Genomic DNA, 24,711 nt, shown 5'->3' on the forward strand with positions numbered 1-24,711 from the left:
GACCTTACTGCATATTTATTTTTTAAATTTTAAATAACAAAAAGGCAAGATTAATTAACCTCGCCTTTTTTAATTTTTAACTAAATATTGTTCTTAGAAACTATATTTAGCCATTAAACCAACACGGTTATCTTTGTAAGACTTACCATCAAAGGTATCACGCTTACCGTTAACGTATTCAACACCTAAATCAATTGGTTTAACTGGTGTATAAATGAAGTTAATCCATGCTTGTTGAACTTTTTCATTACCAGCTGCATATGCTTTAGCATAGTCAGTGCCGTCATCAGAGAATTGAGCGCCGTAAGCTAAAGTCGAACGTAAGTTAGGTAAAATTTTATAAGTTCCACCCACTTGTACGGCTACAAATTCATTTTGCTCAATATCACCATTTACGATTGTATAGGCCTTATTACTACCATATAAGTAGTTACTGTTACCTACAACATAAGATGCATCAGCAAATAGTTTTAAAGGATCAGATACTTTAAAGTCTGTACCAACAGCTACACCCCAACCGGTTTGGTTATCACCGCCAGCTTTTGATTTATAGTTTTCAACTAATGCACGAGCTGAAGCAGAACCTTTACCATCTGCATAGCCTTGAGTGATTTTAGCAGTTAATACTGGCAAACTATATTTAATACTGTCATTTACCCAGCTACCATCTGTATCTTTTGTACCAGTAAGACCAGCGCTATCACCTTTTTCAGCCGCTACAAACAATTGTGTTGTTGGTCCTAGTTTGTAGTTATAGCGTACTTGTGGAACACGAGTAGTACCACCACCAATGTTTGTCGAGAAGTCGATCATTTCTGGTGCATGATTAGCTAAGAAGTTTGAAGTTGTTTGACCAAATAACCAGTTATTATATGTTACATAAGCATGACGAACACGCAATGAGCCATTTGAATCTGTTGTTGAACCAGCAAAGTCAACTTCGAGTTTACCACCGACTTTGGCATCATTTACTGGAGCTGTGAAATCAAGGCCTAGACGAGTCGTTTTAGCAGTTGCACGAATTTTGTCTTTTGCTTCGCCTTTTGATTCAGCTACTTTACCAAAGTCGTTATCAGCACCTTCAATAATATAATTAGCGTCGCCACGAACAAAACCATATAGATTCACATCAGCGCCAGCTTTAGATTTAAATCCTGCTAAAGGTGAAACTGGTGCAGCAACAGGTTGTGCTTTAACTTCAGCGAGTTGTACTTGCTGTTGTTGCTGTACTTGCTGTTGTTGTTGCTGTACTTGCTGTTGTTGTTGAATTAAAGCTTTAAGTGCTTCTACTTCTTTACGAAGCTGTTGAATTTCCGCTTTGTCGGAAGTTGCAGCATGTGCCCCACTCATCATTAAAGCTGTTACTGTAAGAGCTAAACTTTTAATAACGAAAGATTTACGATTAAGGAATAGATCCATCAAGAACTCCTAAAAATATATTTTATGTTGCCTATCCATGCCAAGTTGATTTACGCCATTAAATTAAGGGGCTAAAAAATCAACTCTCCTCCACTTTGGTTACATTAATTTTATTACCGCAACCAAAACCAATTTCAACGCTGTGCAAGACTAAAGCCTATAACCAAAGACATACTTTGTTTTACAGATTTTTACCTTAACTTCATGTTGTAACGAATCCTACACAACTCTCTTATCTTATAGAATGATTAAATCGTTATTTCATTATTCTTTTTTAGACTTTAGGCTAATATCCAATCTAATTGAACATTTTTCTGCCGATTTTGATTGATTCACATGATTTTTCTTGTTATCGAAATCCATTTTTTCTCCAGTTAGCTTCCATTTGCTACCCACACAAGATGGCACAATTAATAGCGCATTTAAATAGCTAAAAATATACATTTTTAAAAACATAGACCAAGGTAGTAGATCTAGGCTTGATCATGGCTTAAGCAATATTAAGTTTCTTTATTTCATTTAGTTAACATTAATTTTCCTGTAGTTTTTCATATTTCCAGAGATAAATAGGCAGTAAAGTAATCATTCCAATAATGACAATAGCTATCAAATAATGGAAATAACCAAGTACATCACCAATCACCCCACTAAAACTATAAAGAAGACCACTCACAGTCGCCATGACTGATACTTGAAAGGTAAAATCTGTTCCTGCATATTCTTTGCGACTGTAATGCATGACTAGAGTCAACATAACCACCAACAACATTGCCGAGAAGGCGTCTTCTAAAGCATTTACTATATAGATAGCCCAGACATTGATCTGAATTTTTTGTTCATAGGTATAAGCTAAATAAGCATAGGCTCCTAGACTTATAATTTTAAAGACTGAAAAAACAATTAAAGCTGTTGACCTTGAAAAGTATTTAAGCCCCCATCCTGCTACTGCGGCCCCTATCAGCGCCGCTACTGCACCGAGCATCGTGATATAAACACCAATTTGAGTAAAACTTAACCCCATATCCACCATTAAGGGTTTGAGTAATGGTCCCGCTAAGCCGTCCGCTATTTTAAAAGTGATGAGTATTATTAACCAAGAACGGAGCTCTTTACTTTGGGAGAAATATCCCAAATAGGCTTTAATTTTTAGAATTAAATTTTGTTGGCCAAGTTTGGGTTCTTCATTTAGATGAGAAGTGTGTTGAGGCTCTTTAAATAATAAAACGGGTAAAGTATTTAAAAATACTATGGTTGCTAATAGCAAAAAAGTAGGTTGCCATGTCAGCCAGTCTAAACACCAAAGTACGGCACCTCCACCGACAATAAAACCTAGCCGCGAACCAATGACCTGAAATGTATTCCCCCAATGTTGTTGATCATGTTTCAATAAATTGACTGCTAAAGCATCGGTCGCAATATCTTGGGTTGCTCCTGTTAAATTCATAAAAAGAAGTGAAATGAAAAAGGCGAATAAATAAATGGGCTGATCTAAAGCTTGAACGGGGAAAAAAGACAAAATACAAAGTACACCTACCGTCAAAAACTGCGTAGGTAATATCCAACTACGATAGTGCCCTAAACGGGAAAGTGCGTGTCGATCGACCCACGGCGCCCAAAAAATCTTGATTGACCAAGGCAGCATTAATAAGCCAAAACCACCAATATGGGCGAGTGAAACTCCTTCTGCTCTTAAGATCACGGGTAAAGCATGGGTCATAAACCCGACAGGCAGTCCTTGTGCCCAATATAAAGAAAATAGCAGAAGATAAAGATTTTGCTGCCGCAACATAGAAACCTACTTTTTATTTGTTTAATGAGGAATAACATCAAATGTCATGTTGTTCTTACATTTTGCCAATGAAGCATATATTTCAAAAGATTAAGATAAAACGAGGACAAGTTAAAATTTAAAAAAATATGGATCAACATTTCCCTAATTTACCTGATTTGGTACCCCAACGTGGCACTGCTTTAAGTCGGGCGCTATTTAAGAAACTTTTTTTAGCACAAGGTTGGACAATCGAAGGTGAAGTTCCCAATTTTCCAAAAGCAGTCGCGATTATCTCACCCCATACCTCTAATATTGATGGATGGTATGGCTTTCTTGCGATTTTCGGATTAGGTATCCAAATTACGGTATTAGGTAAAGACGCTCTTTTTAAACCACCTTTTAAACGAGCTTTAGATTGGGCTGGGGTCATTCCTGTTAAACGTGACACGGCCAATGGACTGACAGAACAAGTCGTTGCTACTATTCAAAAACATGACAAGATCTGGATTGGAATGGCACCCGAAGGCACACGTAAAAAAGCAAAAAAAATGAAAAGTGGTTTTTACCATATTGCTGCAAAAGCCAATATTCCCATTGTGATGTTTTCTTTCGATTATGACCGCAAGACGATTCACTGCTTAGGGCACTTAAATCCTAGTGGTAACTATGATGAAGATCTCGCTAAGATTTTTGAGCGTTATGAAGGAAAAATATCACCCAAAAATCGCAATTGGCTCGCTGAACCTTTACAAAATCTAGTGAAAAAAACCTAGCAAAAATTGAGCAAATCTGGTCTTATGGCCCTTCTTAATTTATCTCGACGTAGATTATTTTTAAAGATGAAAATTGCTCAATTTGCCAGTATTGGATTTATCTCTCTAGCACTCTTTGGCTGTGATAAATTTAGCAAAACACCAACACCGACAACCTCAATGAAAGCCCGTGAACCTGTGATTGCACTTGCTTTAGGTGGCGGTGGAGCAAAAGGATTTTCACATATTGGTGTAATCAAGGTTTTAGAGTCTCACGGAATTAAACCTAAAATTGTGACAGGTACGAGTGCCGGTAGCTTTGTGGGAAGTATCTACGCAAGTGGACAAACGCCTTATCAATTGCAAAGTCTAGCGCTGAAGTTACAAGAATCGGATATCCGCGATTTAACACTCAACCGTCAGGGTATTATTCTTGGACAAAAGTTACAGGACTACGTTAACCGTAACGTAGGCAACAAACCAATTGAGAAATTTCCAATTCGTTTTGCTGCCGTAGCAACGCGCCTTGATAATGGTCAAAAAGCTGACTTTATTAAAGGTAATGCAGGCCAAGCCGTACGTGCATCTTGTAGTATTCCAAATGTGTTTGTACCAACAACTATTGGCAAGCAGAAATATGTAGATGGTGGGTTGGTTAGCCCAATTCCTGTTAAGACCGCTCGTGACATGGGTGCTGATATTGTGATTGCGGTTGATATTTCTGCACGTCCAGCAGGGAACCGCCCAGCAAACATGTGGGGACTACTGGATCAAACCATTAATATTATGGGTCAGCAAAGTATTAATGAAGAACTCAAGCAAGCCAATGTAGTGATTCAACCTAAAGTTGGTCACCTAGGTACGCTTGATCTCAAATCAAGTAATCAAGCAATTTTAGAAGGTGAAAAAGCTGCTCAAGCGCAAATACGCCAAGTTGAAACTGCAATTGCAAACTTCAAAAAATCTCCAGCTGCATTTAAACCTGCACCACGCCCTAAATTTTAATTGAAGTGGTTTTTTTCTATCCACACTCCCCATCATCTGCTACAGTGGTAAAAGTGATATTGAGTCACTTTTACCCATCATAAAGATATATAAAAGAGCAGATCTATGGAGTTTGTTATACAACCTTGGCACTGGTTTGTATTGGGTATCTTACTTATTCTTTCTGAACTGATTCTACCCGCCTTTGCCGCGCTTTGGTTTGGTATTGCCGCCATTATGGTGTGCTTTCTCTACTGGTTATTTCCAGATATTAGCCTCACAACGCAAATTGTATTGTGGATAGTTCTTTCAGTGCTATGCACCATTCTTTGGTTCAAATTTATTAAACCATTATCAATTGATAAAACTAAAGCGGGATTACCCCGTGAAGCGACTATTGGTCAAATCGGTATGGTGATTCAAACCGGTCTTGATCATGATCAAATTATTGTTCGCTTTCCAATGCCTATTTTAGGAGCCGATGAATGGAACTGTCGAAGTACTACTCCAGTCAAAGTCGGTGACCGCGTTAGAGTTATTGATATTTCGGGTAATGACTTAATTGTCCAGTCCCACGGTACTTCATAAACATTAAAGATAAAGAGAGGGTATTTTCATGCCAGTTGGTACTATTATTGTTTTAGCCTTTTTGGCTTTTGTGGCTATCACTATTTTTAAAGGGGTTCGCATTGTTCCTCAGGGTTATAAGTGGATTGTTCAACGCTTAGGTAAATATCACTCTACCCTAAATCCAGGGCTTAATTTTGTGATTCCCTATGTCGATGATGTGGCTTATAAAGTTACCACTAAAGATATTGTGTTAGATATCCCATCTCAAGAAGTGATTACACGTGACAATGCGGTATTGCTCATGAATGCTGTGGCATATATTAATTTAACCACACCAGAAAAAGCAGTTTATGGTATTGAAAACTATACATGGGCAATTCAAAACCTTGTACAAACTTCATTACGTTCTATTGTCGGTGAAATGGATCTAGATGATGCTTTGTCTTCACGAGACCATATTAAAGCTAAGTTAAAAGCAGCTATTTCTGATGATATTTCAGATTGGGGTATCACATTAAAAACTGTTGAAATTCAAGATATTCAACCCTCTTCAACCATGCAAGCTGCCATGGAAGCTCAAGCTGCGGCAGAACGTCAACGCCGTGCGACAGTAACGAGAGCTGATGGTGAAAAACAAGCTGCTATTTTAGAGGCTGACGGACGCTTAGAAGCCTCTCGCCGTGATGCAGAAGCACAAGTTGTTTTGGCTGAAGCTTCACAAAAAGCAATTGAGATGGTCACAAGTGCAGTGGGTGATAAAGAAACACCTGTTGCTTACCTGTTAGGTGAGCAGTATGTCAAAGCAATGCAAGATATGGCGAAATCAAGTAATGCTAAAACTGTGGTTTTACCTGCCGATGTTTTAAATACAATTCGCGGCATTATGGGAAAACATAATTAATTTAGTTACTTTAAATAAGTAATTGAAAGCAAAACGGTGGCCATCATGCCACCGTTTTTTTATCTTTTATATTATTGGTTTTTTAATTTTTTCTGATCTTTCAAAGGAAGTTTCTTCACGACTAAATCATAAGAATCATGAATCAAATCTTGAAGTAAATCACTTGTTAAGTTCTTATGCGGTGTAATCGAAATCCAGTGCTTTTTATTCATATGATAGCCCGGAATAATAAATGAATAGAGTTCTTGATATTCCTGACTTTTATACGGATCACATTTGACATTAACCATTTTGACGCCCGCGACTTCTGTAGTCAGCATGAATATTTTTTCTAATATTTTAAAAACTTCATATTCAGGTCCAAATGGATGAGTTTGCTCACTAAAAGGAAGATTGCGCGCGATTTCAATTGCATTTTGATGAAGCTGAGCACCATTCATTCTTTTCTCCTTTATTCATTGAATATGAATAGAAGCATGAATATTGATTTAATCTTATTAATTGGTACGAGCTAAAAGGAATTGTGAGATATCTACTAATTCTTTTGCATCGTCACCAAAATGAGCTAAGGCTTCAAAAGCTTGATCATGCAACTCTTTAGCATAGTTTTTTGCTTGCTCAAGACCCATTAAGGCTGGGTATGTCGATTTTTGTACTTGCTCATCCTTACCCGCAGTTTTACCCAAGGTTTCAGTACTCGAAGTAATATCAAGAATATCGTCTAAAACCTGAAAAGCTAATCCAATTGTTTGGCCATATTGACGTAACTTTGGAATTGCTTGATCTGTTCCAGAGAAAATGGTCACTGCACCCATCATAATAGCTGCTTGAATGAGCGCCCCAGTTTTATTGCGATGGATATTTTCAAGTTCGTCTTGAGTGATTTGCTTGCCTTCAGATTGTAAATCTAAAACCTGTCCAGAAACCATTTTAGAGCTGGCAGTTGCTAAAATCTGCATTTGTTTTAACACAATCGCGGCATCAGTACCCTGCCCTTGTTCATCAAACAAACGGCTACCTAAAACCTCAAAAGCCATTGATTGTAATATGTCACCTGCAAGCAAAGCAGTATCTTCACCAAACGCAACATGACAAGTCGGTTGACCACGGCGAAGCAAATCATTGTCCATACAAGGCAAATCATCGTGCGCTAGTGAGTAACAATGAATAAGTTCAACTGCGACCGCAGCACGGCGAGCTGCAGCAAAATTCGGATTTGGCTGTAAAGAGGCAGTGGCATAACATAAAGCCGGACGCACACGCTTTCCACCAAGCATAACTGCATGATGTACTGCGCCTTTTAAAGGCTCTGGAATTGAGAATGCAGCCAGTGTCGTCAATAAATCTTGTTGAATACGTTGTTGAGCTTGTTTTAAAACATCCGCATTAACTTGAGAGAGTGATGACACAGTCGCCTCGATAAAATCAGTAGAGAAATTTTATTGAATGTCATGAAGCATTCATGCGCTACATCATACACGATTCACTGTGAAAAGTGCGTGATGAGTTTTCGAAGGCCTATGTAAAAAAGCCTCTACAAAATTGAGAGGCTTTTTCATTCTTAAGTGTTTTAGAAACTGTCACCCGGAACGCGTACCCAACCTTCCATTAACACACGTGCACTCCGGCTCATAATCGCCTTTTTAACGACCCATTGATCATTAACAAGTTCGGCTTGAGCGCCAACACGTAATGTTCCAGATGGATGACCGAAACGTACCGCTTCACGCTCACCACCACCCGCAGCTAAATTTACTAAAGTACCCGGAATAGCGGCTGCCGTGCCAATCGCCACTGCTGCTGTTCCCATCATCGCATGGTGTAATTTACCCATCGACAAAGCACGAACCAATAAATCGACATCACTATCGGAAACTTGTTTACCACTCGATGCCGTATAGTTTTTCGGTTTAGAAACAAAAGCAATTTTTGGTGTGTGCTGACGCGCAGCTGCTTCTGAAATATCTTTAATTAAGCCCATCTGTACCGCACCATACGCACGAATTTTCTCAAAACGTGCCAATGCAGTTGCATCACTATTAATATGATCTTGCAGCTCTGTACCTTGGTAACCCAAATCTTCTGCATTTAAGAAAATGGTTGGAATACCTGCATTAATAAATGTCGCTTGGAAACGACCAATGTCAGGGACTTCTAATTCGTCAACAATATTTCCTGTCGGGAACATATCGCCGCCTTCTTCACCATCATCAGCTGGATCTAAAAACTCAATTTGAACTTCAGCTGCAGGGAAAGTCACCCCATCCAGTTCAAAATCACCTGTTTCTTGAACTTGACTATTGGTGATAGGCACATGCGCAATAATGGTTTTTTGAATATTTTTTTGCCAAATTCGAACCGTACATAGGCCATTTTCTGGAATACGATTTGCATCAACTAAACCATTTGATATCGCAAAAGAACCAACAGCAGCAGTCAAATTACCGCAGTTACCGCTCCAATCTACGAAAGGTTGATCTATTGAAACCTGACCAAATAAATAATCGACATCATGATCTGGCTGAGTACTTTTAGCGAGAATAACTGTTTTGCTGGTACTCGAAGTGGCACCACCCATGCCATCAATTTGTTTTCCATATGGGTCTGGGCTACCAATTACACGTAGTAAGAGCTGATCTCTGGCTTGTCCTGCAACTTGGGCTTTTTCCGGCAAATCATCAAGCTTAAAAAAGACACCTTTACTGGTTCCACCACGCATATAAGTTGCTGGAATTTTAATTTGCGGTACTGAGCTCATATCAACTGTTATCCTTACTATTATGTTCTTCTATATCAAAACAAGCATTCTTGTTTACCCTTCTCTGCATCTTAAATTGTTTTAAGGCCAAGAGATAGCGATCTGCTTTATACATCAATCGTATTGACGCGAGCATATTTTGAGAATTTAGCAATATGCTTGCAATGACTTAATCTAAGCAAAATCTAAGAAAAAAAGTCTATATGAAATTATATTTTTTAGAGGACTTTTTACTCTATATTGAAATATTAAAAGTAAGCCAATGATTTTAAATATATTTTAATATTACTTTTCAGTCACAGCTTATTAATTTGTAGTCTAGGCTAAAATAACTCCATCTATTAGAATAATTTACTTATTCATTGTGAGTGAAGACCTTTGACCAACGAATCTTCTACACTGCAACGAGGACTAAAAAATCGACACATCCAATTAATTGCTATGGGTGGAGCAATTGGTACCGGATTATTTTTAGGCTCGGCGCAAGTGATTCAATCTGCGGGACCATCCATTATTTTAGGATATGCCATTGGCGGCTTAATCGCGTTTTTGATTATGCGTCACTTGGGAGAAATGATTGTTGAAGAACCTGTTGCAGGATCGTTCAGCCATTTTGCGTATAAATATTGGGGGAAATTTCCCGGATTTTTAACCGGATGGAACTATTGGATACTCTACGTTCTGGTGGCGATGAGTGAGCTCACCGCGGTAGCCAAATATATTAATTATTGGTGGCCTCATATTCCAGCGTGGACTTCTGTCTTATTTTTCTTTGTCGTGATTACGGCAATTAACTTAACTAACGTCAAATTCTATGGTGAGTCCGAATTCTGGCTCGCTATTATTAAAGTTGCTGCGGTCATCTCAATGATTGTGTTTGGGCTTTATTTGCTATTTACAGCAGATGTAGGTTCAAGTATTTCATTTAGTAACCTTTGGTCTCATGGTGGATTTTTTCCAAATGGCTTTAGCGGCCTGTTCTATATGTTGGCTTTCTTGATGTTCGCCTTTGGTGGTATTGAACTGATTGGTATGGCCGCAGCGGAAGCAAAAGATCCGAAAAAAACCATTCCAAAAGCAATTAACCAAGTCGTTTTCCGTATCTTGATTTTCTATATCGGTTCACTAGCGATCTTACTTTCATTAGTGCCATGGAACCAGTTAGATCTTGGCGGTCTCGACAAAAGTCCATTTGTTATGATTTTTAGCCAAATGGGAATTGGTTGGGCTGCACACTTACTGAACTTTATTATCTTAACTGCTGCCCTCTCTGTTTATAACAGTGGGATGTTTGCAAATAGCCGTATGCTCTACAGTCTCGCTCAACAAGGGAATGCACCAAAAGTTTTTGCAAAAACTAATAAACAGGGGGTTCCTATTCCCGCTGTTCTACTTTCTGCTTTATTAATCTTTGGTTGTGTTCTTTTAAACTACTTTGTACCTGAAGATGCTCTTGGACATCTTATGTACGTTGTGGTTGGTGCACTTGTTCTAAACTGGGCAATGATATCAATTACACATTTGAAGTATAGACGCTTTGTTAAGCACGCGAATATTAAGACATCTTTTCCAGCGTTATGGTCGCCATTTAGTAATTATTTAGTTTTAGCGTTTATTGCTGTGGTTCTCTATATTATGTGGACTCAAGGCTTCAAAGAGTCAGTAATGATGATCCCTATTTGGATTACGGCAATGCTCGTACTTTTTGACTATTTAAATCCTAAAAAACTAGATTCCATTGAGAATCCTGAAGAATAAATAAATCTAAAAAGCCATTGTCTAGACAATGGCTTTTTTGTTTATAATCAGAAAATTATGCGCCCTTAGCTTAACTGGATAGAGCAGTTGCCTCCTAAGCGACCGACGTGGGTTCGAGTCCCGCAGGGCGCACATATTTCATAACTTAATCCTTCACTTCAGCCAACAACGTTTCAGCTGCAAGTTTTCCTAAATTATTAGAAGCAAGCGGACTATCACCAGTTAACAATTTACGGTCTCTATGACATTGACCTGTAATGCCTTTATTTAAAATTTCCACACCGAGTTTTTCAAGGTTTTCACCTACTAGCCAAGGTAAAGCTCCCGGCATATAGCCAATATCAATATTTGCTCCTTTATCTAATGAATCCGGGAATACACAAATTTGATAGCCTTTAAAAATATAGTTTTCTGGCTGTTCATCTACTGCCGCAGCCAGCAATGAAGCTGGACCATGACATAACGTAATAATAAATTTATCTTGTTCAACTGCCCATTTAAGGACTTTTTTCACTTCAAGACTATGTGGAATTTTAGCTAAAACACCATGCCCACCTGGAATAAATACGGCCGCATAAGGTGAGTTTTCCCCCACTACTGTTTCTAAAATATCAGTTAGCTTTAAAGGATTTTTTAATTTATCTGCGTATTTTTGAAAAGTATCTAATACCACTTGTTCTTGCTTTGGCATTGCCCACATTTCAAGTTTGGCTGGATTTCCTGAAAGTGTCGCAACATCAATTTCAAAACCTGCATTATCTAAATGAAACATCGGTAAAAGCATTTCTACAGGATGGTTACCTGTTGAAAAGAACTTACCGTTTTGCATCTGGATGTAACGTTCATCAGTCGCAATCATTAAAACTTTTTTATTGCCCGTATACGGCGTTGAATAAGTCGTGCCATCGTAATCGGTTTTAGGAGCAGTATATTGGCTCAGTGAGTATGGTGATGGGAAAAAGGCATTATCTTCAGCCAAATCTGGAGTAGGATTTTTATCATCAATATTTGCGGTATTCATTGTTACTATCCTTTTTCATCAGTATGGAAAGAAATAATAAGGTAAGAACCAATTGTTATTTCTTACTCAATTTATAGGTGAAGTTATGGAACTGGTGCAATCTGCCAATAGAATTTGACAATTTTTATAGAGAAATAGGCAGAATCTAGAATTATAAAATTCAGTTTAGGCGAATCTGTCGTTCGCCCAAACTTCAATGATTACAGCGTTACGCATTCATTACTAAAACGATCTTTCCAATATGATCACCTTGCTCCATACACGCATGGGCACTTTGTACATCTGAAAAAGCATAGGTTTTATAGATTTGCGGTAAACATTTACCTTGAGCCAAAAGCGGCCATACATGCTCATGCAAAGATTGTGCAATCTCTGCTTTTTCTTGGCTATTACGTGCTCGCATCGTTGAACCTGTAATTGTGGCACGTTTTAAAATCAGTTTTTGTAAATCAAATTCTTTTGCGATTCGACCACCCATAAAACCAATAATGACCAGTCGGCCATCACGTTTTAATAAATTTAAATTTTTCGTGAAATAAGAACCACCCACAATATCCAAAATAACATCAACACCTTGATCTTGAGTATGTTTCAAAACTTCTTGCTCAAAATCTTGGGTTTTATAGTTAATTGCTGTGGTGAAACTAGAGAGTGCTTCAACTTTATCTTCACTACCAACCGTAGCAAAAGTTTTAATTCCTAAAGCTTGGCAAATCGCTAAAGCTGTGGTTCCAATACCACTTGCACCGCCATGAATCAGGGCAGTTTCATCTTTCTTTAAACGGCCGATATCAAATAAGTTTGCCCAAACCGTAAAAAATGTTTCTGGAATAGCAGCAGCTTGCGTAAACGTTAAATTTTCAGGTATTGGCAATACTTGAGTTGCAGTTACCGCACAATACTCAGCATAACCACCGCCATTTGTTAGAGCACAAACTTTATCTCCAACCTTGAATTGATCTACTTGTTCACCTACAGCAACCACAACACCAGCGACTTCAAGTCCGGGGATTTGAGTAACACCTTTAGGCATCGGATATAACCCCATACGTTGTAAGACATCAGGGCGGTTAATTCCAGCAGCCTTTACCTCAATTAAAACTTCATCTGCTTGAGGTGCTGGAAGATTAGCATCTTGAACTTTTAGAACCTCAGGTCCACCAGGAGCCGTAATTTCAATAATTTTCATGGTTGTTGGAAGGGTCATAAAATGCTCCATGTTTGATTTATATTCCAAAATACTTAATTTACTTTAAATAATTGAGGACTTGGGTGGAACGCCAAACAGTCGCTTAAATTCTCGGCTAAACTGTGAGGCACTCACATATCCAACTTCATAGGCTGCTTCTGCTACACCCATTTTATTGTTCATGATAAGTTCGCGTGCCTTATGTAACCGAGTAATTTTGATGTACTGTAAGGGCGAATAATTCGTCACCTTTTTAAAAGTCTGATGAAAAAGCGAGATGCTCATGCCCGCTTGTTTCGCCAACTCTTGAACCGTTAAGTTATGATAATAATCACGCTGAATAATTTCACAAATGGTATAAATCACACCATTTCGACTTGCCATAGCCGATAAGCTCTCTACTAGATTGCCACCCGAGGCCTGTACCACACGATAAACCAATTCTCTTTTAACTTGCTCACCCAATATAAAAGTATCTTGTTTAGAGCGGAGTAGATTGAGTAATCTGAGAGTAACCTCTGAAATGGTGGCATTCATGTCAATCACTCTAAGCCCACAGCTTAATTTTAAATCTTCTGAATGAGCATTTTCAGTAACCACTTGTTGCTGTTTATCCATTTTAGTAATGAGATCAGCCATCATTTGTGGTTCAAACTTTATTGCAATCGCCAACATCGGTTCATTATTTTCGACAATAGTATCGCAATCAAACGGTATTGCAATTGAGATGAATAAGCACTGGCCTTGTTGAAACTGAAAGATTTCTTTACCAATATACCCTCGCTTTAATCCCTGTATCACTAAAACAATTGAAGGCTCTTGTAGCACTGCAATAGGTTGCGTGGAATGGTCTACCCGCATTAAAGTGATATTAGAAATAAAAGTAGGATAGAGACCTTCTACTGGAGCCAAGTGCAAAAAAGCATCGACCAAATGTTCTGTAAGATGATTTCGCAGCATAGTTTTATTGTGAGAAGTAATCTAATAATCAATATAACAATGAACCTAAAATGAAAACATCTGTCTTGCGTTTACTTTGTATAAATAGGCAATTCAAATCAATTTTTAGGCATAAAAAAACCTAGAGCATTCTAGGTTTTTTCACTTTATCAGATGATTTAAGCCGATAAATTAAAGAACATGGCTGCAATTAAAATAATTACACCGAGTACAATTCGGTACCAAGCAAATACACGTAAGGTATGACGTTCTACAAATAATACCAATGCTTTTACAACAAACAGCGCAGCAATAAATGCAGCAACGAAACCTACCCCAATATTAATCATATTGTCTGAGGTGAGTACGTCAGCATTTTTAATCAAGTCAAAAGTTGCAGCACCCAACATGGTTGGCATTGCAAGGAAGAAAGAGAATTCTGTAGCAGCTTTACGTGACAAGCCAGCAAACATTCCGCCTACAATTGTTGCACCTGAACGTGAAGTTCCTGGAATCATGGCCACACACTGAGCAAGGCCTACTAAAAGCGCTTGTTTAAAAGTAATTTTAGTTGCATCCAGTGTCTTATGCTCAAACTGTCTAGATTCAACCCAGAAAATGATAAGAGCACCGACAATCAAAGCAATCGCAACAACGATTGGGCTGAACAGAACACTTTTAATGAAGTCGACAGCTAAAACACCAATAATGACTGCTGGGAAGAATGCAATAAGCACACTAATCGCAAAATGACGTGATTCTACATCGCCACTAAAGAATCCCTTAATCAAGTTAATAATTTTTTGTCGGTATAACCAGCACACTGCCAAAATAGCACCTAACTGGATTACGACCTCAAATACACGACCGCCGTCTGAATGGAAATCGATAATATGACCAAATAAAATTAAATGGCCTGTACTCGAGATAGGTAAAAATTCAGTTAAGCCTTCGACAAAGCCTAAAAACAGTGCTTTTATAACTTCAAAATTTTCCATAACTTGCTCAAAGAAAGTTAATCATTAGAACGATCTAAAATTAGTTTTATCGCAATTGGTAAGTCTCAAATTAGACTTAACACATGTTCAATATCAGACCATTTCTAACGTTTGTGGTTATTGCCCCTAGTTAAAGGCAGTTTATTTAAAGTGCGATAATGTATCACAACATGATGACAAACTTGGGTTAACTATCGTAAAAAGATAAAACTTGGTTAAGAACTCCCAAAATTTTTCTTGTTATAGATAAAGCTTTTCGCCCTTACTTACTCTACAAAATGATCTTAAAATGTCCTTAAAGAAACATGATATTATTCTGTTCAAATGCAACTCATATCAAAAATTCTATCTGAATGAAAAATACCAAAATTAATGCACGCCATCTTATTATCGATTTATTTCTTTCCTCGGCTTACCCTCAACTCACTATTAAACAAATATTGATTGCCGCTAAACTTTTTAATATGAGTGACAACGGTATTCGTGTGGCTACGACTCGGCTATTAAATGAAGGCATGATAGAAAGTGTAGAGCGCGGTATTTATCAACTGTCGCCATCAACTAAAGAATGGGCAAAAGTCATTTTGAATCGTAAAAATGGCATTAAACAGACCAAACAATGGCAACAGCAGTATCTTGCCGTATTTACTGGAACTTTAGGTCGTATTGATCGAACTGCTTTAAAAAAGAGAGAACACGCTTTACATCAATTTGGTTTTAGAGAGCTCGAAACTGGTATTTATATACGTCCAGACAATTTAGCGTATAGCTTTGAAAAGACATGTGAAGAACTCGTTTTAGCGGGTCTTGAAAATGAAGCTAAAGTTTCTATTATTCAAAAATTTGACTCAAAAACAGTTTCATTAATTCCTTCTTTATGGGATACCAAACAGCTTGAAAAAAACTATGAAATGTATAGTCAGGATATTCAAGAATGGCTTTTGAACTATAAAAATTTATCCTTAAACGAGGCCGCCACTCAAGCTTTGTTATTAGGACGTGAAACAATTACCTTACTCATGAATGATCCTCTACTGCCCTCTCCATTTGTTGATGAACATGCCCGCAATCAGTTTGCTCAAAATGTACAGCAGCTCGATTCGATTGGACAAAAGCTATGGCAAAAACTTTATGAAAATGAATTAGCCCATTAAAAAGCGATTTATTTTTTTACAAACAAATATTTCAATTTTTAAAATTTTATGATTATATTTGTAATATAAAATATGAATGCCAAAATCTGATTTGGGAGAATAAAAATGAATGCACAAGTGAGTGTGACCGATCTATTTAGCAGAGAAGAAATACAGGAGCTCACACAACCCTCAGATGCATACGGCGCTTGGGCTGTTGCAAGCACATGGGCCGTTATTGGCGGAACATTTGCAAGTTTAATCATGATGTGGGATTACTTACCTAGCTGGGGCAAATTACTTGCTTGTATGCTAGCTTTGGCCATATTGGCGGGCCGCCAGTTATGTCTAGCAATTTTGATGCATGATGCATCGCATAAAAGCCTATTCAAAAATAAAAAAATAAATGACTTCGTAGGTGAATGGCTATGCGCCCGTCCAATCTGGAATGATCTACAAAAATACCGCGTACACCATGTCCGTCATCATGCAAAAACCTCTACTCCAGATGACCCTGACCTTTCTTTAGTTTCTGGTTTTCCAGTAAGTAAAAAATCTCTTACTCGTAAATTTTTACGCGACTTAACGGGTATGACAGGATTAAAGTTTAGCTTTGGTCGAGTGTTAATGGATCTCGATTTAATGAAATGGACCGTTGCAAATGATCAAGTCTGGTTAGATCGAAGCAATAAAGATTTCGTTGATTATGCCAAAAGTCTTATCAAAAACAGTAGCGGCGCCATTGCAACCAATGTCGCTCTTTATGGCGTTTTAAAGGCATTTGGGCAGCAACGTTTTTATTGGTTATGGCCTTTAGCGTATTTAACACCATTTCCATTATTTTTAAGAATCCGCTCAATGGCCGAACATGCAGGCATGCAAACGAGTAATACAGCCTTAACCAATACACGCACGACACGCGCAGGTTGGATTGCTAGAAGCTTTGTGGCACCTATTCATGTCAATTATCATATGGAACACCACCTAATGGCTTCGGTGCCCTACTTCAAATTGCCGCGCATGCATCGACTATTAAGAGACCGCGGTCATGTTCCGGCACCACCTAGTTATTTTGAAGTGATTGAATCACTCTCATCTAAGCCAGAATAATCTACTTAATAATTCAAATGATCAATGAAAGGCCATAAATTTATGGCCTTTTAATTTAAATCAGCCATTTTATGCTGGGTTTGGAAATATTTAGGAGTAACCCCCATCCAACGCTTAAACGCACGAGTGAAGTGAGAAGTTTCGGCATAACCCAGCATTAAAGCCACTTTTTCAATCGACATATTATTTTGAGCTAAAAGTTTTTGGGCATGTTCCTTTTTGAGAGAGTCTACCAAGATTGTAAAACTAGTATGATCAAGGGCTAAATAGCGTTGTAAGGTTCGCTCTGACATATTCATGATTTGAGCCACTTGCCCAACTTTTAATGTCTCCATCTCCCCATCCAAAAGCAATTTTTCAGCAACTTGTTTAACCCGCCCTTTCCAACCACTTTTTAACTTTAACTTCTCTATATCCCGTTTACATTGCGCATTTAACAATGGCGCTAGCATTGGGTCCGCCGTTAATACAGGCTGTGCTAAATACTCTTTTGGAAATATCCAACAATTACGCTTTTGGTTAAATAAACAAGTCACAGCCAGTTGATGACTTATTTCGGCAAAACCTATAGGTTCTGGCATTTGTAATTCAACAGTCCCTAAATGAGAGAGGCCTGTTAGTTTTCTCGCGATTTGAACAAAACCGACTAACAAAAAAATGTTGGCATTTGAGCTCAACTGAAATGCATCAACTGGCTGATGAATTGACCAATATACATCATTATTTTCTTGTTTTAATTCTGGTTTAAAGACCTTACAACGTGAACCAATGAACTGTTCAAGAATTTTCAGCGCTTCTCTTAAATTTGAAGAAACGATAGCAGCCATTCCGACTGAACCATAACATGAAGCTGTCATGTTTAAAGCTAAATATCCTGCCAGTGCTGGCTCTTTGCATAACTCGATAGCCCGTTCAATAAGTTGATTTAAGAGGTTGAACTCAACATACCAATAGGGCTTTTTCAATTGGTCTAGGGTTATTCCACTTTCCTCTAAAAGCTGCTCACCAGAGACACCCCACCGCTTAATAGTTTCTACAATTAAATTAATATAAGTTCCTGGTAATTCTGGATTCATAAGCAACCCACTGAGCAAAATAAAATGGCGTAAAATGGTAAAAACTGTCAGTTCATGAACTATGTCATGCTTTTAAATTGATGCATAGTTATTCAAAACAAAATCCGTCGAATTGCATTAGACAGCACAATTCCTGAAAAAGAATACAGGTCACCTTATGAATATTCTGATTGTCCATGCTCATCCAGAACCACAGTCTTTTACTACTGCTCTAAAAAGTACAGCCAAGCAAACCTTAGAAAAATTGGGGCACAGCGTAGAAGTTTCAGATTTATATGCGATGAAATTTAACCCTGTTGCGTCCAAAGAGGATTTTCTAGAGCTCAATCAACCTGATTACTTTAACTATGCTCTAGAGCAAAGGAATGCCAGCAAAAATCAACTTCTAGCTCCAGATATTCAAGCAGAAATTGAAAAAGTAAAAAAAGCTGATTTAGTTATTTTTAATTTCCCACTTTATTGGACATCTGTTCCAGCAATTTTAAAGGGCTGGATTGATCGTGTTTTCGTCTCTGGCTTGTTTTATGGTGGTAAGCGGTTTTATAACCACGGCGGCATGGCAAGTAAAAAAGCGATGTTGTGTTTAACGCTCGGCGGTAGAACACACATGTTTGGAGAGAACTCAATTCACGGCCCAATTGAAAATTACTTATCACCGATTCAACGTGGTACTTTGGCATATGCCGGTTTTGAAGTTTTACCACCATTCATTGCCTACCATGTACCCTACATTAGTCAAGAAGCACGAGAAAGCCTTCTTCAAGACTATGTGACTTATCTCTCTCACTTGGACCAGCTTGAACCACTAAAATTTCCTAAGCTAGAACAATTTGATGAAAAACTATATCCACTTTAATGCTGTGTTTGAGCTCTAAAAATTAAATAGCCGAATCTAGATGATTATTTTCGGTTATTTTCTAATGATCGCTTTTAAATAGAGACTCCAATTTCGCTCAAAAAATAGATCAAATGGTAAAAAAATTAAGCTAAACTTTTTTATAAAATTAAGAATATAAAAGTGAATCAATAATATACAGATGTAGAGAAACTAGACTTATCAACTAAAAATGATGACTAATACTCATTTCATAATCATTTAATTCATATTTTTACAAAAAAATCTTTGACCATTTTTCTTAGATTTGTGACAAAAATGTCATAAAAACAAAGTTCATTACTAATAGATAAAAAATATAAATATCAATTAATTAAATTAATTTAACAATGAAAATATTCCTTCATATTTCATTCATTATCGGCATTATTTGTATAAAAAGTGAGTACTCCTCAGTTCATATAACAGATTTACTCTTATTGTAATTATGCTATTTTTGTTACATGGAGTTATCAAAGCTTCTATTACTTGTAATTAGGAGCTTTGAAGGCAACACAGTTTAAACGGTTTAACTCTGTTACTTTTAAAAAAATGTCTTGAAGTTCAAGGAAAGATTAAAATGAAATTAAAACATCTGAGCACTGCAATGATTTTAGCAACGCTGCCTGCAACTGGGGTTTTTGCAGCAGCATTGGATCGCTCTGGACAATCAATGTCTGCATTTTTGCAGCCTGGTAACTACTTTGAAGCGGGTATTTCTATTCTAGACCCTGATGTAGCGGGTAAAGAAGCAGGATCAAGCACAACAAATCGTAATATTGGCGATATGGCCGATGATTATTTTTTCCCAAGTGCAGCCTTAAAACTACAACTTAACGATAAATTCTCTTTTGGTTTACTTTACGATCAACCATTTGGTTCGGATGCAGAATACTCAGGTAATAATGCATTCGTTTCGAATCCAGGTTCTGACTCAGTTTTATCAGCTGGTGCAATTGACGGGATTGTTACTAAAAAAGCAATCCAATTATTAGAATCAAAAGGTATACCAGTTAATGAACAAACATTAACTGGTGCAAAGGGCCAAATTCTAGCAAGTGACAGTTTTAAAACATTAGCTGGCGCTTTGGCAGCGGCTAATGGATATTTAGGTACTGGCGGAACTAAAGTTGAGGTAGATACTCAAAACTTATCTTTTGTTTTTGGCTTCCAACCGAATCAAAACTTTAACTTCTATGCAGGTCCTGTATTACAAACCGTTAAAGGTAATGTAAGTCTTCGAGGTCAAGCTTATAGCCTTTACAATGGTTATGATGCGAATATTAAAGAAACTACTGGTGTAGGTTGGTTAGCAGGTGCAGCTTATCAAATTCCAGAAATTGCGCTTAAAGCATCTTTAACTTATCGTTCTGAAATTGACCACAAAACCAATATTAATGAAGACTTATCTTTATTAAATTTCCCAGGTCTTACTTCTGTGCTCGCTGGTTTAGAAGTACCTGCATCTAAACTTCAAGCTATTAATTCAGAAGGCAAAACTACAATTACTACCCCTCAATCTGTAAACCTTGATTTCCAAACAGGTATCATGGCAAATACAGTAGCATTCGCGAATGTACGATGGGTAAACTGGAAAGACTTCTCTATCCAGCCATATAAATTTGGTAAAGTTTCAGAAGCTGTAGGTGGACTTGTTGGACGTCCAAATGGTTTTAACTTAGTTGAATATTCTGATGACCAATGGTCTGTTAACGCCGGTGTTGGTCGTAAACTTAGCGACAAGTGGGCGGGTAACGTTTCTGTGGGTTGGGACTCTGGCGCGGGTAACCCTGTAACAACCTTAGGCCCAACTGAAGGTTATTGGAACGTAGGTTTAGGTCTTCAATATAGCCCTACTCCACAAACCTTCCTTGCTGGCGGTGTAAAATATTTCTGGTTGGGTGATGCTAAAGCTCAAACAGGCGCACAAGCTGGTAGCGATCAATATGTTGCAGACTTCTCTGACAACAATGCAATCGCTTATGGTTTAAAACTTGGTTATAAATTCTAAGTTTCAAAATTCATTCATATAAAAAAGGCGCTTAAAGCGCCTTTTTTATGATTTATTCTTAAGCAGGGATTGTACGCTGTGAAACCGAACGGATTGCCTCTTTTAATGCATCATATCCGCGGATAGCAGGAAACTGTGGAAACTCAGCAATCACGTTTTCTGGCGCATCAAATAAGAAACCATGGTCCGCTTCACCAAGCATGGTTGTATCGTTATACGAATCGCCAGCTGCGATTACTCGGAAATTTAAACCATGTAGTGCTTTAACCGATTCGCGTTTTTGATCTGGTTGACGTAATTTATAAGCCGTAATCATTCCTTCTTCATCTGTCTCTAATTTATGACAGAAAATGGTTGGCCACCCCAATTGCTTCATCAAAGGATGAGCAAACTCATAGAAAGTATCTGACAAGATCACGAGTTGGAAATGAGTGCTCACCCATTCAACGAATTCTTTAGCCCCCGGTAATGGCCCCATCTCAGCAATGACTTCTTGAATGTCATTTAAGCCTAAACCGTGTTGTTTTAAGATATTAAGGCGCTGAGTCATTAAAACATCATAATCCGGAATATCACGAGTTGTTGCTTCTAGTTCTTTAATCCCTGTTTTTTTTGCGAAATTGATCCAGATTTCAGGAACTAAAACCCCTTCCAGATCTAGGCATACGATTTCCATGAATGCTTCCAACGTTGGTTAAAAATTGCTGTATCATACCATTAAGATTTTCAGTTTTGCGTTGTTATTGATCAAATCAATTTTATTCATAAGTTTCGAAATTAAAGTGCTAAGCACTTTATCAACTATCCTTTAGAATATTTTTCATAAATCAATGCGCCCAAGCCTTTTGCCAGGAACACACATGACCGTTATTCCGACTATTGATATCGTAGATGCTCTTGCTGCTGAGTATGCAACCAAAAGCCCTCGAGAAATTTTAGAACTTGCCTTAAGCCAACAAGGTGAAATTGCGATTTCGTTTTCGGGAGCAGAAGATGTTGTTTTAATTGATATTGCTTCACGTTTAGGTAAGCCTTTCCGTGTGTTTAGTCTTGATACTGGCCGACTCCACGCTGAAACCTATCAATTTATTGAAACTGTCCGTAAACACTACAATATCAATATCGAAATTTGTTTCCCTGAATCTGAAGCTGTCCAAAACATGGTCAACGAAAAAGGTTTATTTAGCTTTTTTACAGATGGGCACCAAGAATGTTGCGGTATCCGAAAAGTTCAGCCTTTACGTAAAAAACTTGCGACTTTAGATGGCTGGATTACCGGTCAACGTAAAGATCAAAGCCCTGGTACGCGTACAGAAATTCCGGTCGTACAAGCTGATCCGGGCTTCTCTGGTCCAGGTAAGCAACTCATTAAATATAATCCTCTAGCGAATTGGACAAGTGCTGAGGTATGGAGCTACATCCGTATGATGGAAATTCCATATAACCCTCTTCATGAGCGCGGTTTTGTTTCTATTGGATGTGAACCATGTACTCGTCCTGTATTACCAAACCAACATGAGCGTGAAGGTCGCTGGTGGTGGGAAGAAGCCACTCAAAAAGAATGTGGATTACATGCAGGTAATATGAAAAAGTAATTTATTATCAAAAAACCACTGGTAAATCAGTGGTTTTTTTTGTGTCATGTTGCGTACACAAAGTCATATTTTCTCTACTCTAAACGCTATATACTTAATTTTACGGTTCTATAATTCTAATAAGAGCTCATATAAGGGCTTCTTAGAAAAATGCATGAGGCACAATGATTTATGCGTCCATTACACCCAATTGATTTCATTTTTCTGTCGCTCGAAAAAAGACAGCAACCCATGCATGTCGGTGGATTATTTTTATTTGAAATTCCTGAAAATGCACCAGAAACCTTTGTACATGATTTAGTAGAAGATATTAGACGCTCAAAAAGTATTCCTATTCCTCCCTTCAATAACCGTTTAAATGGCTTATTTTGGGATGAAGATGAAGAGTTCGATATCGATCATCACTTTCGCCACATTGCTCTGCCTCATCCTGGCCGTATTCGCGAACTTCTGGTTTATATTTCACAGCAGCATAGCTCACTAATTGACCGTGCCAAGCCTCTTTGGACTTGTGACGTTATTGAAGGAATCGAAGGCAACCGCTTTGCCATGTATTTTAAAATCCATCATGCAATGGTCGACGGTGTTGCTGGTATGCGTTTGATCGAGAAATCGCTATCAAAAACACCAGAAGAAAAACATGTTGTTCCTTTATGGTGTGTTGAGAGCAAAAGAACTAAACGCCTAAAAGTACCGACGCCAAGTACAAGTAAAATTAAAAGTATTTTAGGTGGAATTAAGTCCCAACTCGATATCGCTCCGAAAGTCATGCAAGAGCTATCTCAGACAATCTTCAAAGAAATGGGCAAAAATCCTGATTATGTTTCTACCTTTCAGGCACCAGTTTCTATTTTAAACCAAAGAGTCAGTGCTTCACGTCGTTTTGCGGCCCAATCATTTGAACTGAGCCGCCTTAGAAAAATTTCAAAAGCATTAGGCGTGACGATTAATGATGTTGTGCTGGCTGTATGTTCAGGTGCTTTACGTGAATATTTGATTAGCCAAAACAGCTTACCTAAAAAGCCACTGATTGCCATGGTTCCAGCTTCATTACGTACAGATGATTCTGACGTAAGCAACCGAATTACCATGATTTTGGCAAATTTAGGGACCCATAAAGATCAACCGTTAGAACGTCTAGAAATCATTCGCCGTAGCATGCAAAACTCAAAGCAGCGCTTTAGTCGAATGACTGCAAATGAAATTTTAAACTATAGTGCTGTTGTTTATGGACCGGCAGGATTAAACATCATGTCAGGAATGCTTCCTAAGCGTCAGGCGTTCAATTTAGTGATTTCCAATGTACCAGGACCACGTGAGCCGCTTTATTGGAATGGCGCGAAACTAGACGCTCTCTATCCTGCTTCGATTGTAATGGATGGACAAGCTCTAAACATTACCATGACCAGTTATTTAGATAAGCTTGAAGTTGGATTAACAGCTTGTCGAAATGCTTTACCGAAAATGCAAAACCTTTTGACTCATTTAGAAGATGAGATTCAACGTTTTGAAGAAATTATTGCAGAGAAACAACTGAAACATCATTCAGCAAGTTAGAAAAAATTAAGGGGCTTTAAATTGGCCCCTTATTTTTTGATTGTGCGGCACTGGTTAAGTAACTGATGACATACTGAACGAATCATTGCAGTTGTGATCGGTACTTCTTTACCTTGGTCATTCAACATATAGCAGCTATTTACTGGCGTGCTTTCTAGAACATGTTTAAGACCGTTGCTAATTAAGTTTTCACTTACATTCATGGGTTATACCTCTTATTGTTTGCTAAGACGTTTAATAGGGAGAACGTCTACGGCTACTGTATGTAAGTAGTATTTAAAATTCATGAATGAAA

24 protein-coding genes and 1 tRNA gene are annotated in these 24,711 nt (G+C 37.9%); 12 read left to right on the forward strand and 13 right to left on the reverse strand.

The features are described 5' to 3' along the window. Positions 1 to 93 precede the first annotated feature (93 nt). The 3 genes from KTI78_RS14500 to KTI78_RS14510 all read right to left on the reverse strand — a co-directional run bounded on the left by KTI78_RS14500 (position 94) and on the right by KTI78_RS14510 (position 3,208). The gene (locus KTI78_RS14500; RefSeq protein ID WP_239976000.1) at positions 94 to 1,419 is read right to left on the reverse strand and encodes a DcaP family trimeric outer membrane transporter; all 1,326 of its coding nucleotides are present in this window, start codon (positions 1,417 to 1,419) and stop codon (positions 94 to 96) included. Between the two features lie 264 nt (positions 1,420 to 1,683). Then, positions 1,684 to 1,875: a hypothetical protein gene (locus KTI78_RS14505; RefSeq protein WP_025470461.1), complete on the reverse strand. Its 192-nt coding sequence runs from the start codon at positions 1,873 to 1,875 to the stop codon at positions 1,684 to 1,686. A gap of 73 nt (positions 1,876 to 1,948) precedes the next feature. Further along, a complete protein-coding gene (locus KTI78_RS14510; RefSeq protein ID WP_262446508.1) occupies positions 1,949 to 3,208 on the reverse strand; it encodes an MFS transporter in 1,260 nt (419 codons plus the stop codon). A gap of 128 nt (positions 3,209 to 3,336) precedes the next feature. Here KTI78_RS14510 and KTI78_RS14515 point away from each other — a divergent pair, with 128 nt between their 5' ends. The 4 genes from KTI78_RS14515 (at position 3,337) to KTI78_RS14530 (ending at position 6,397) form a co-directional block, all read left to right on the forward strand. Next, positions 3,337 to 3,963, forward strand: a complete 627-nt coding sequence (locus KTI78_RS14515) for a lysophospholipid acyltransferase family protein (RefSeq protein WP_262446509.1) — start codon at positions 3,337 to 3,339, stop codon at positions 3,961 to 3,963. A gap of 66 nt (positions 3,964 to 4,029) precedes the next feature. Continuing rightward, positions 4,030 to 4,947 carry a patatin-like phospholipase family protein gene (locus tag KTI78_RS14520; RefSeq protein WP_002116244.1) on the forward strand — a complete coding sequence of 306 codons (918 nt, stop codon included), beginning with the start codon at positions 4,030 to 4,032 and terminating at the stop codon, positions 4,945 to 4,947. Between the two features lie 105 nt (positions 4,948 to 5,052). Further along, on the forward strand, positions 5,053 to 5,514 hold the full coding sequence (locus KTI78_RS14525; RefSeq protein WP_016143172.1) for an NfeD family protein: 462 nt from the start codon (positions 5,053 to 5,055) through the stop codon (positions 5,512 to 5,514). 28 nt (positions 5,515 to 5,542) lie between these two features. Next, the gene (locus KTI78_RS14530) at positions 5,543 to 6,397 is read left to right on the forward strand and encodes an SPFH domain-containing protein (RefSeq protein WP_016143171.1); all 855 of its coding nucleotides are present in this window, start codon (positions 5,543 to 5,545) and stop codon (positions 6,395 to 6,397) included. Between the two features lie 71 nt (positions 6,398 to 6,468). Here the strand turns inward: KTI78_RS14530 and KTI78_RS14535 are convergent, their stop codons facing one another. From KTI78_RS14535 to prpF, 3 genes are all read right to left on the reverse strand, one after another. After that, complete coding sequence (locus KTI78_RS14535) at positions 6,469 to 6,837, reverse strand: MmcQ/YjbR family DNA-binding protein (RefSeq protein ID WP_262446510.1); 369 nt, start codon at positions 6,835 to 6,837, stop codon at positions 6,469 to 6,471. 57 nt (positions 6,838 to 6,894) lie between these two features. Then, complete coding sequence (locus KTI78_RS14540) at positions 6,895 to 7,806, reverse strand: polyprenyl synthetase family protein (RefSeq protein WP_262446512.1); 912 nt, start codon at positions 7,804 to 7,806, stop codon at positions 6,895 to 6,897. Positions 7,807 to 7,967: 161 nt separating this feature from the next. Next, the gene (gene prpF / locus KTI78_RS14545; RefSeq protein WP_262446513.1) at positions 7,968 to 9,155 is read right to left on the reverse strand and encodes a 2-methylaconitate cis-trans isomerase PrpF; all 1,188 of its coding nucleotides are present in this window, start codon (positions 9,153 to 9,155) and stop codon (positions 7,968 to 7,970) included. Between the two features lie 378 nt (positions 9,156 to 9,533). On the opposite strand from prpF, the gene KTI78_RS14550 reads away from it, so the two are divergent. Together KTI78_RS14550 and KTI78_RS14555 are read left to right on the forward strand one after the other, a co-directional pair. Beyond that, the gene (locus tag KTI78_RS14550; RefSeq protein ID WP_004789335.1) at positions 9,534 to 10,913 is read left to right on the forward strand and encodes an amino acid permease; all 1,380 of its coding nucleotides are present in this window, start codon (positions 9,534 to 9,536) and stop codon (positions 10,911 to 10,913) included. Between the two features lie 59 nt (positions 10,914 to 10,972). After that, positions 10,973 to 11,045 (forward strand) — tRNA-Arg (locus KTI78_RS14555). A gap of 13 nt (positions 11,046 to 11,058) precedes the next feature. On the opposite strand, the gene hchA is transcribed toward KTI78_RS14555, so the two are convergent. From hchA to KTI78_RS14575, 4 genes are all read right to left on the reverse strand, one after another. After that, complete coding sequence (gene hchA, locus KTI78_RS14560; protein WP_239975993.1) at positions 11,059 to 11,934, reverse strand: glyoxalase III HchA; 876 nt, start codon at positions 11,932 to 11,934, stop codon at positions 11,059 to 11,061. A 208-nt stretch (positions 11,935 to 12,142) separates the two neighbouring features. After that, positions 12,143 to 13,153 (reverse strand): NAD(P)H-quinone oxidoreductase, encoded by a 1,011-nt coding sequence (locus tag KTI78_RS14565; RefSeq protein WP_262446514.1) that lies wholly within the window; start codon positions 13,151 to 13,153, stop codon positions 12,143 to 12,145. A 33-nt stretch (positions 13,154 to 13,186) separates the two neighbouring features. Continuing rightward, a complete protein-coding gene (locus KTI78_RS14570; RefSeq protein ID WP_262446515.1) occupies positions 13,187 to 14,083 on the reverse strand; it encodes an AraC family transcriptional regulator in 897 nt (298 codons plus the stop codon). A 158-nt stretch (positions 14,084 to 14,241) separates the two neighbouring features. Continuing rightward, the gene (locus tag KTI78_RS14575; RefSeq protein ID WP_016143164.1) at positions 14,242 to 15,060 is read right to left on the reverse strand and encodes an undecaprenyl-diphosphate phosphatase; all 819 of its coding nucleotides are present in this window, start codon (positions 15,058 to 15,060) and stop codon (positions 14,242 to 14,244) included. 353 nt (positions 15,061 to 15,413) lie between these two features. Between KTI78_RS14575 and KTI78_RS14580 the strand changes: the two genes are divergently transcribed. Further along, positions 15,414 to 16,214: a PaaX family transcriptional regulator C-terminal domain-containing protein gene (locus tag KTI78_RS14580; RefSeq protein ID WP_262446517.1), complete on the forward strand. Its 801-nt coding sequence runs from the start codon at positions 15,414 to 15,416 to the stop codon at positions 16,212 to 16,214. A 105-nt stretch (positions 16,215 to 16,319) separates the two neighbouring features. Further along, the gene (locus tag KTI78_RS14585; protein ID WP_224992861.1) at positions 16,320 to 17,303 is read left to right on the forward strand and encodes a fatty acid desaturase family protein; all 984 of its coding nucleotides are present in this window, start codon (positions 16,320 to 16,322) and stop codon (positions 17,301 to 17,303) included. 50 nt (positions 17,304 to 17,353) lie between these two features. Here the strand turns inward: KTI78_RS14585 and KTI78_RS14590 are convergent, their stop codons facing one another. Beyond that, complete coding sequence (locus tag KTI78_RS14590; protein WP_262446520.1) at positions 17,354 to 18,379, reverse strand: AraC family transcriptional regulator; 1,026 nt, start codon at positions 18,377 to 18,379, stop codon at positions 17,354 to 17,356. Positions 18,380 to 18,536: 157 nt separating this feature from the next. Between KTI78_RS14590 and KTI78_RS14595 the strand changes: the two genes are divergently transcribed. Next, entirely contained in the window at positions 18,537 to 19,235 is a 699-nt protein-coding gene (locus KTI78_RS14595) for an NAD(P)H-dependent oxidoreductase (protein ID WP_262446521.1), read from the forward strand. 598 nt (positions 19,236 to 19,833) lie between these two features. Then, positions 19,834 to 21,264: an OmpP1/FadL family transporter gene (locus tag KTI78_RS14600; RefSeq protein ID WP_239967272.1), complete on the forward strand. Its 1,431-nt coding sequence runs from the start codon at positions 19,834 to 19,836 to the stop codon at positions 21,262 to 21,264. Positions 21,265 to 21,322: 58 nt separating this feature from the next. On the opposite strand, the gene thrH is transcribed toward KTI78_RS14600, so the two are convergent. Continuing rightward, positions 21,323 to 21,940, reverse strand: a complete 618-nt coding sequence (thrH, locus tag KTI78_RS14605) for a bifunctional phosphoserine phosphatase/homoserine phosphotransferase ThrH (RefSeq protein WP_016143158.1) — start codon at positions 21,938 to 21,940, stop codon at positions 21,323 to 21,325. Between the two features lie 184 nt (positions 21,941 to 22,124). On the opposite strand from thrH, the gene KTI78_RS14610 reads away from it, so the two are divergent. Both KTI78_RS14610 and KTI78_RS14615 read left to right on the forward strand, forming a co-directional pair. Beyond that, positions 22,125 to 22,859: a phosphoadenylyl-sulfate reductase gene (locus KTI78_RS14610; RefSeq protein WP_016143157.1), complete on the forward strand. Its 735-nt coding sequence runs from the start codon at positions 22,125 to 22,127 to the stop codon at positions 22,857 to 22,859. A gap of 171 nt (positions 22,860 to 23,030) precedes the next feature. After that, positions 23,031 to 24,416: a WS/DGAT/MGAT family O-acyltransferase gene (locus KTI78_RS14615; RefSeq protein WP_262446522.1), complete on the forward strand. Its 1,386-nt coding sequence runs from the start codon at positions 23,031 to 23,033 to the stop codon at positions 24,414 to 24,416. A gap of 29 nt (positions 24,417 to 24,445) precedes the next feature. Here the strand turns inward: KTI78_RS14615 and KTI78_RS14620 are convergent, their stop codons facing one another. Continuing rightward, entirely contained in the window at positions 24,446 to 24,619 is a 174-nt protein-coding gene (locus KTI78_RS14620) for a PA1571 family protein (RefSeq protein WP_002116397.1), read from the reverse strand. Positions 24,620 to 24,711 lie beyond the last annotated feature (92 nt).

Source organism: Acinetobacter sp. WU_MDCI_Abxe161 (assembly GCF_025514355.1).
GTDB lineage: Bacteria > Pseudomonadota > Gammaproteobacteria > Pseudomonadales > Moraxellaceae > Acinetobacter > Acinetobacter pittii_E.

Coding starts and splice junctions, on each gene's coding strand:
- KTI78_RS14500 (WP_239976000.1), bottom strand. CDS start 1,419: ATGGATCTATTCCTTAATCGTAAATCTTTCGTTATTAAAAGTTTAGCT.
- KTI78_RS14505 (WP_025470461.1), bottom strand. CDS start 1,875: ATGTTTTTAAAAATGTATATTTTTAGCTATTTAAATGCGCTATTAATT.
- KTI78_RS14510 (WP_262446508.1), bottom strand. CDS start 3,208: ATGTTGCGGCAGCAAAATCTTTATCTTCTGCTATTTTCTTTATATTGG.
- KTI78_RS14515 (WP_262446509.1), top strand. CDS start 3,337: ATGGATCAACATTTCCCTAATTTACCTGATTTGGTACCCCAACGTGGC.
- KTI78_RS14520 (WP_002116244.1), top strand. CDS start 4,030: ATGAAAATTGCTCAATTTGCCAGTATTGGATTTATCTCTCTAGCACTC.
- KTI78_RS14525 (WP_016143172.1), top strand. CDS start 5,053: ATGGAGTTTGTTATACAACCTTGGCACTGGTTTGTATTGGGTATCTTA.
- KTI78_RS14530 (WP_016143171.1), top strand. CDS start 5,543: ATGCCAGTTGGTACTATTATTGTTTTAGCCTTTTTGGCTTTTGTGGCT.
- KTI78_RS14535 (WP_262446510.1), bottom strand. CDS start 6,837: ATGAATGGTGCTCAGCTTCATCAAAATGCAATTGAAATCGCGCGCAAT.
- prpF (WP_262446513.1), bottom strand. CDS start 9,155: ATGAGCTCAGTACCGCAAATTAAAATTCCAGCAACTTATATGCGTGGT.
- hchA (WP_239975993.1), bottom strand. CDS start 11,934: ATGAATACCGCAAATATTGATGATAAAAATCCTACTCCAGATTTGGCT.
- KTI78_RS14565 (WP_262446514.1), bottom strand. CDS start 13,153: ATGGAGCATTTTATGACCCTTCCAACAACCATGAAAATTATTGAAATT.
- KTI78_RS14570 (WP_262446515.1), bottom strand. CDS start 14,083: ATGCTGCGAAATCATCTTACAGAACATTTGGTCGATGCTTTTTTGCAC.
- KTI78_RS14575 (WP_016143164.1), bottom strand. CDS start 15,060: ATGGAAAATTTTGAAGTTATAAAAGCACTGTTTTTAGGCTTTGTCGAA.
- KTI78_RS14580 (WP_262446517.1), top strand. CDS start 15,414: ATGAAAAATACCAAAATTAATGCACGCCATCTTATTATCGATTTATTT.
- KTI78_RS14585 (WP_224992861.1), top strand. CDS start 16,320: ATGAATGCACAAGTGAGTGTGACCGATCTATTTAGCAGAGAAGAAATA.
- KTI78_RS14590 (WP_262446520.1), bottom strand. CDS start 18,379: ATGAATCCAGAATTACCAGGAACTTATATTAATTTAATTGTAGAAACT.
- KTI78_RS14595 (WP_262446521.1), top strand. CDS start 18,537: ATGAATATTCTGATTGTCCATGCTCATCCAGAACCACAGTCTTTTACT.
- KTI78_RS14600 (WP_239967272.1), top strand. CDS start 19,834: ATGAAATTAAAACATCTGAGCACTGCAATGATTTTAGCAACGCTGCCT.
- thrH (WP_016143158.1), bottom strand. CDS start 21,940: ATGGAAATCGTATGCCTAGATCTGGAAGGGGTTTTAGTTCCTGAAATC.
- KTI78_RS14610 (WP_016143157.1), top strand. CDS start 22,125: ATGACCGTTATTCCGACTATTGATATCGTAGATGCTCTTGCTGCTGAG.
- KTI78_RS14615 (WP_262446522.1), top strand. CDS start 23,031: ATGCGTCCATTACACCCAATTGATTTCATTTTTCTGTCGCTCGAAAAA.
- KTI78_RS14620 (WP_002116397.1), bottom strand. CDS start 24,619: ATGAATGTAAGTGAAAACTTAATTAGCAACGGTCTTAAACATGTTCTA.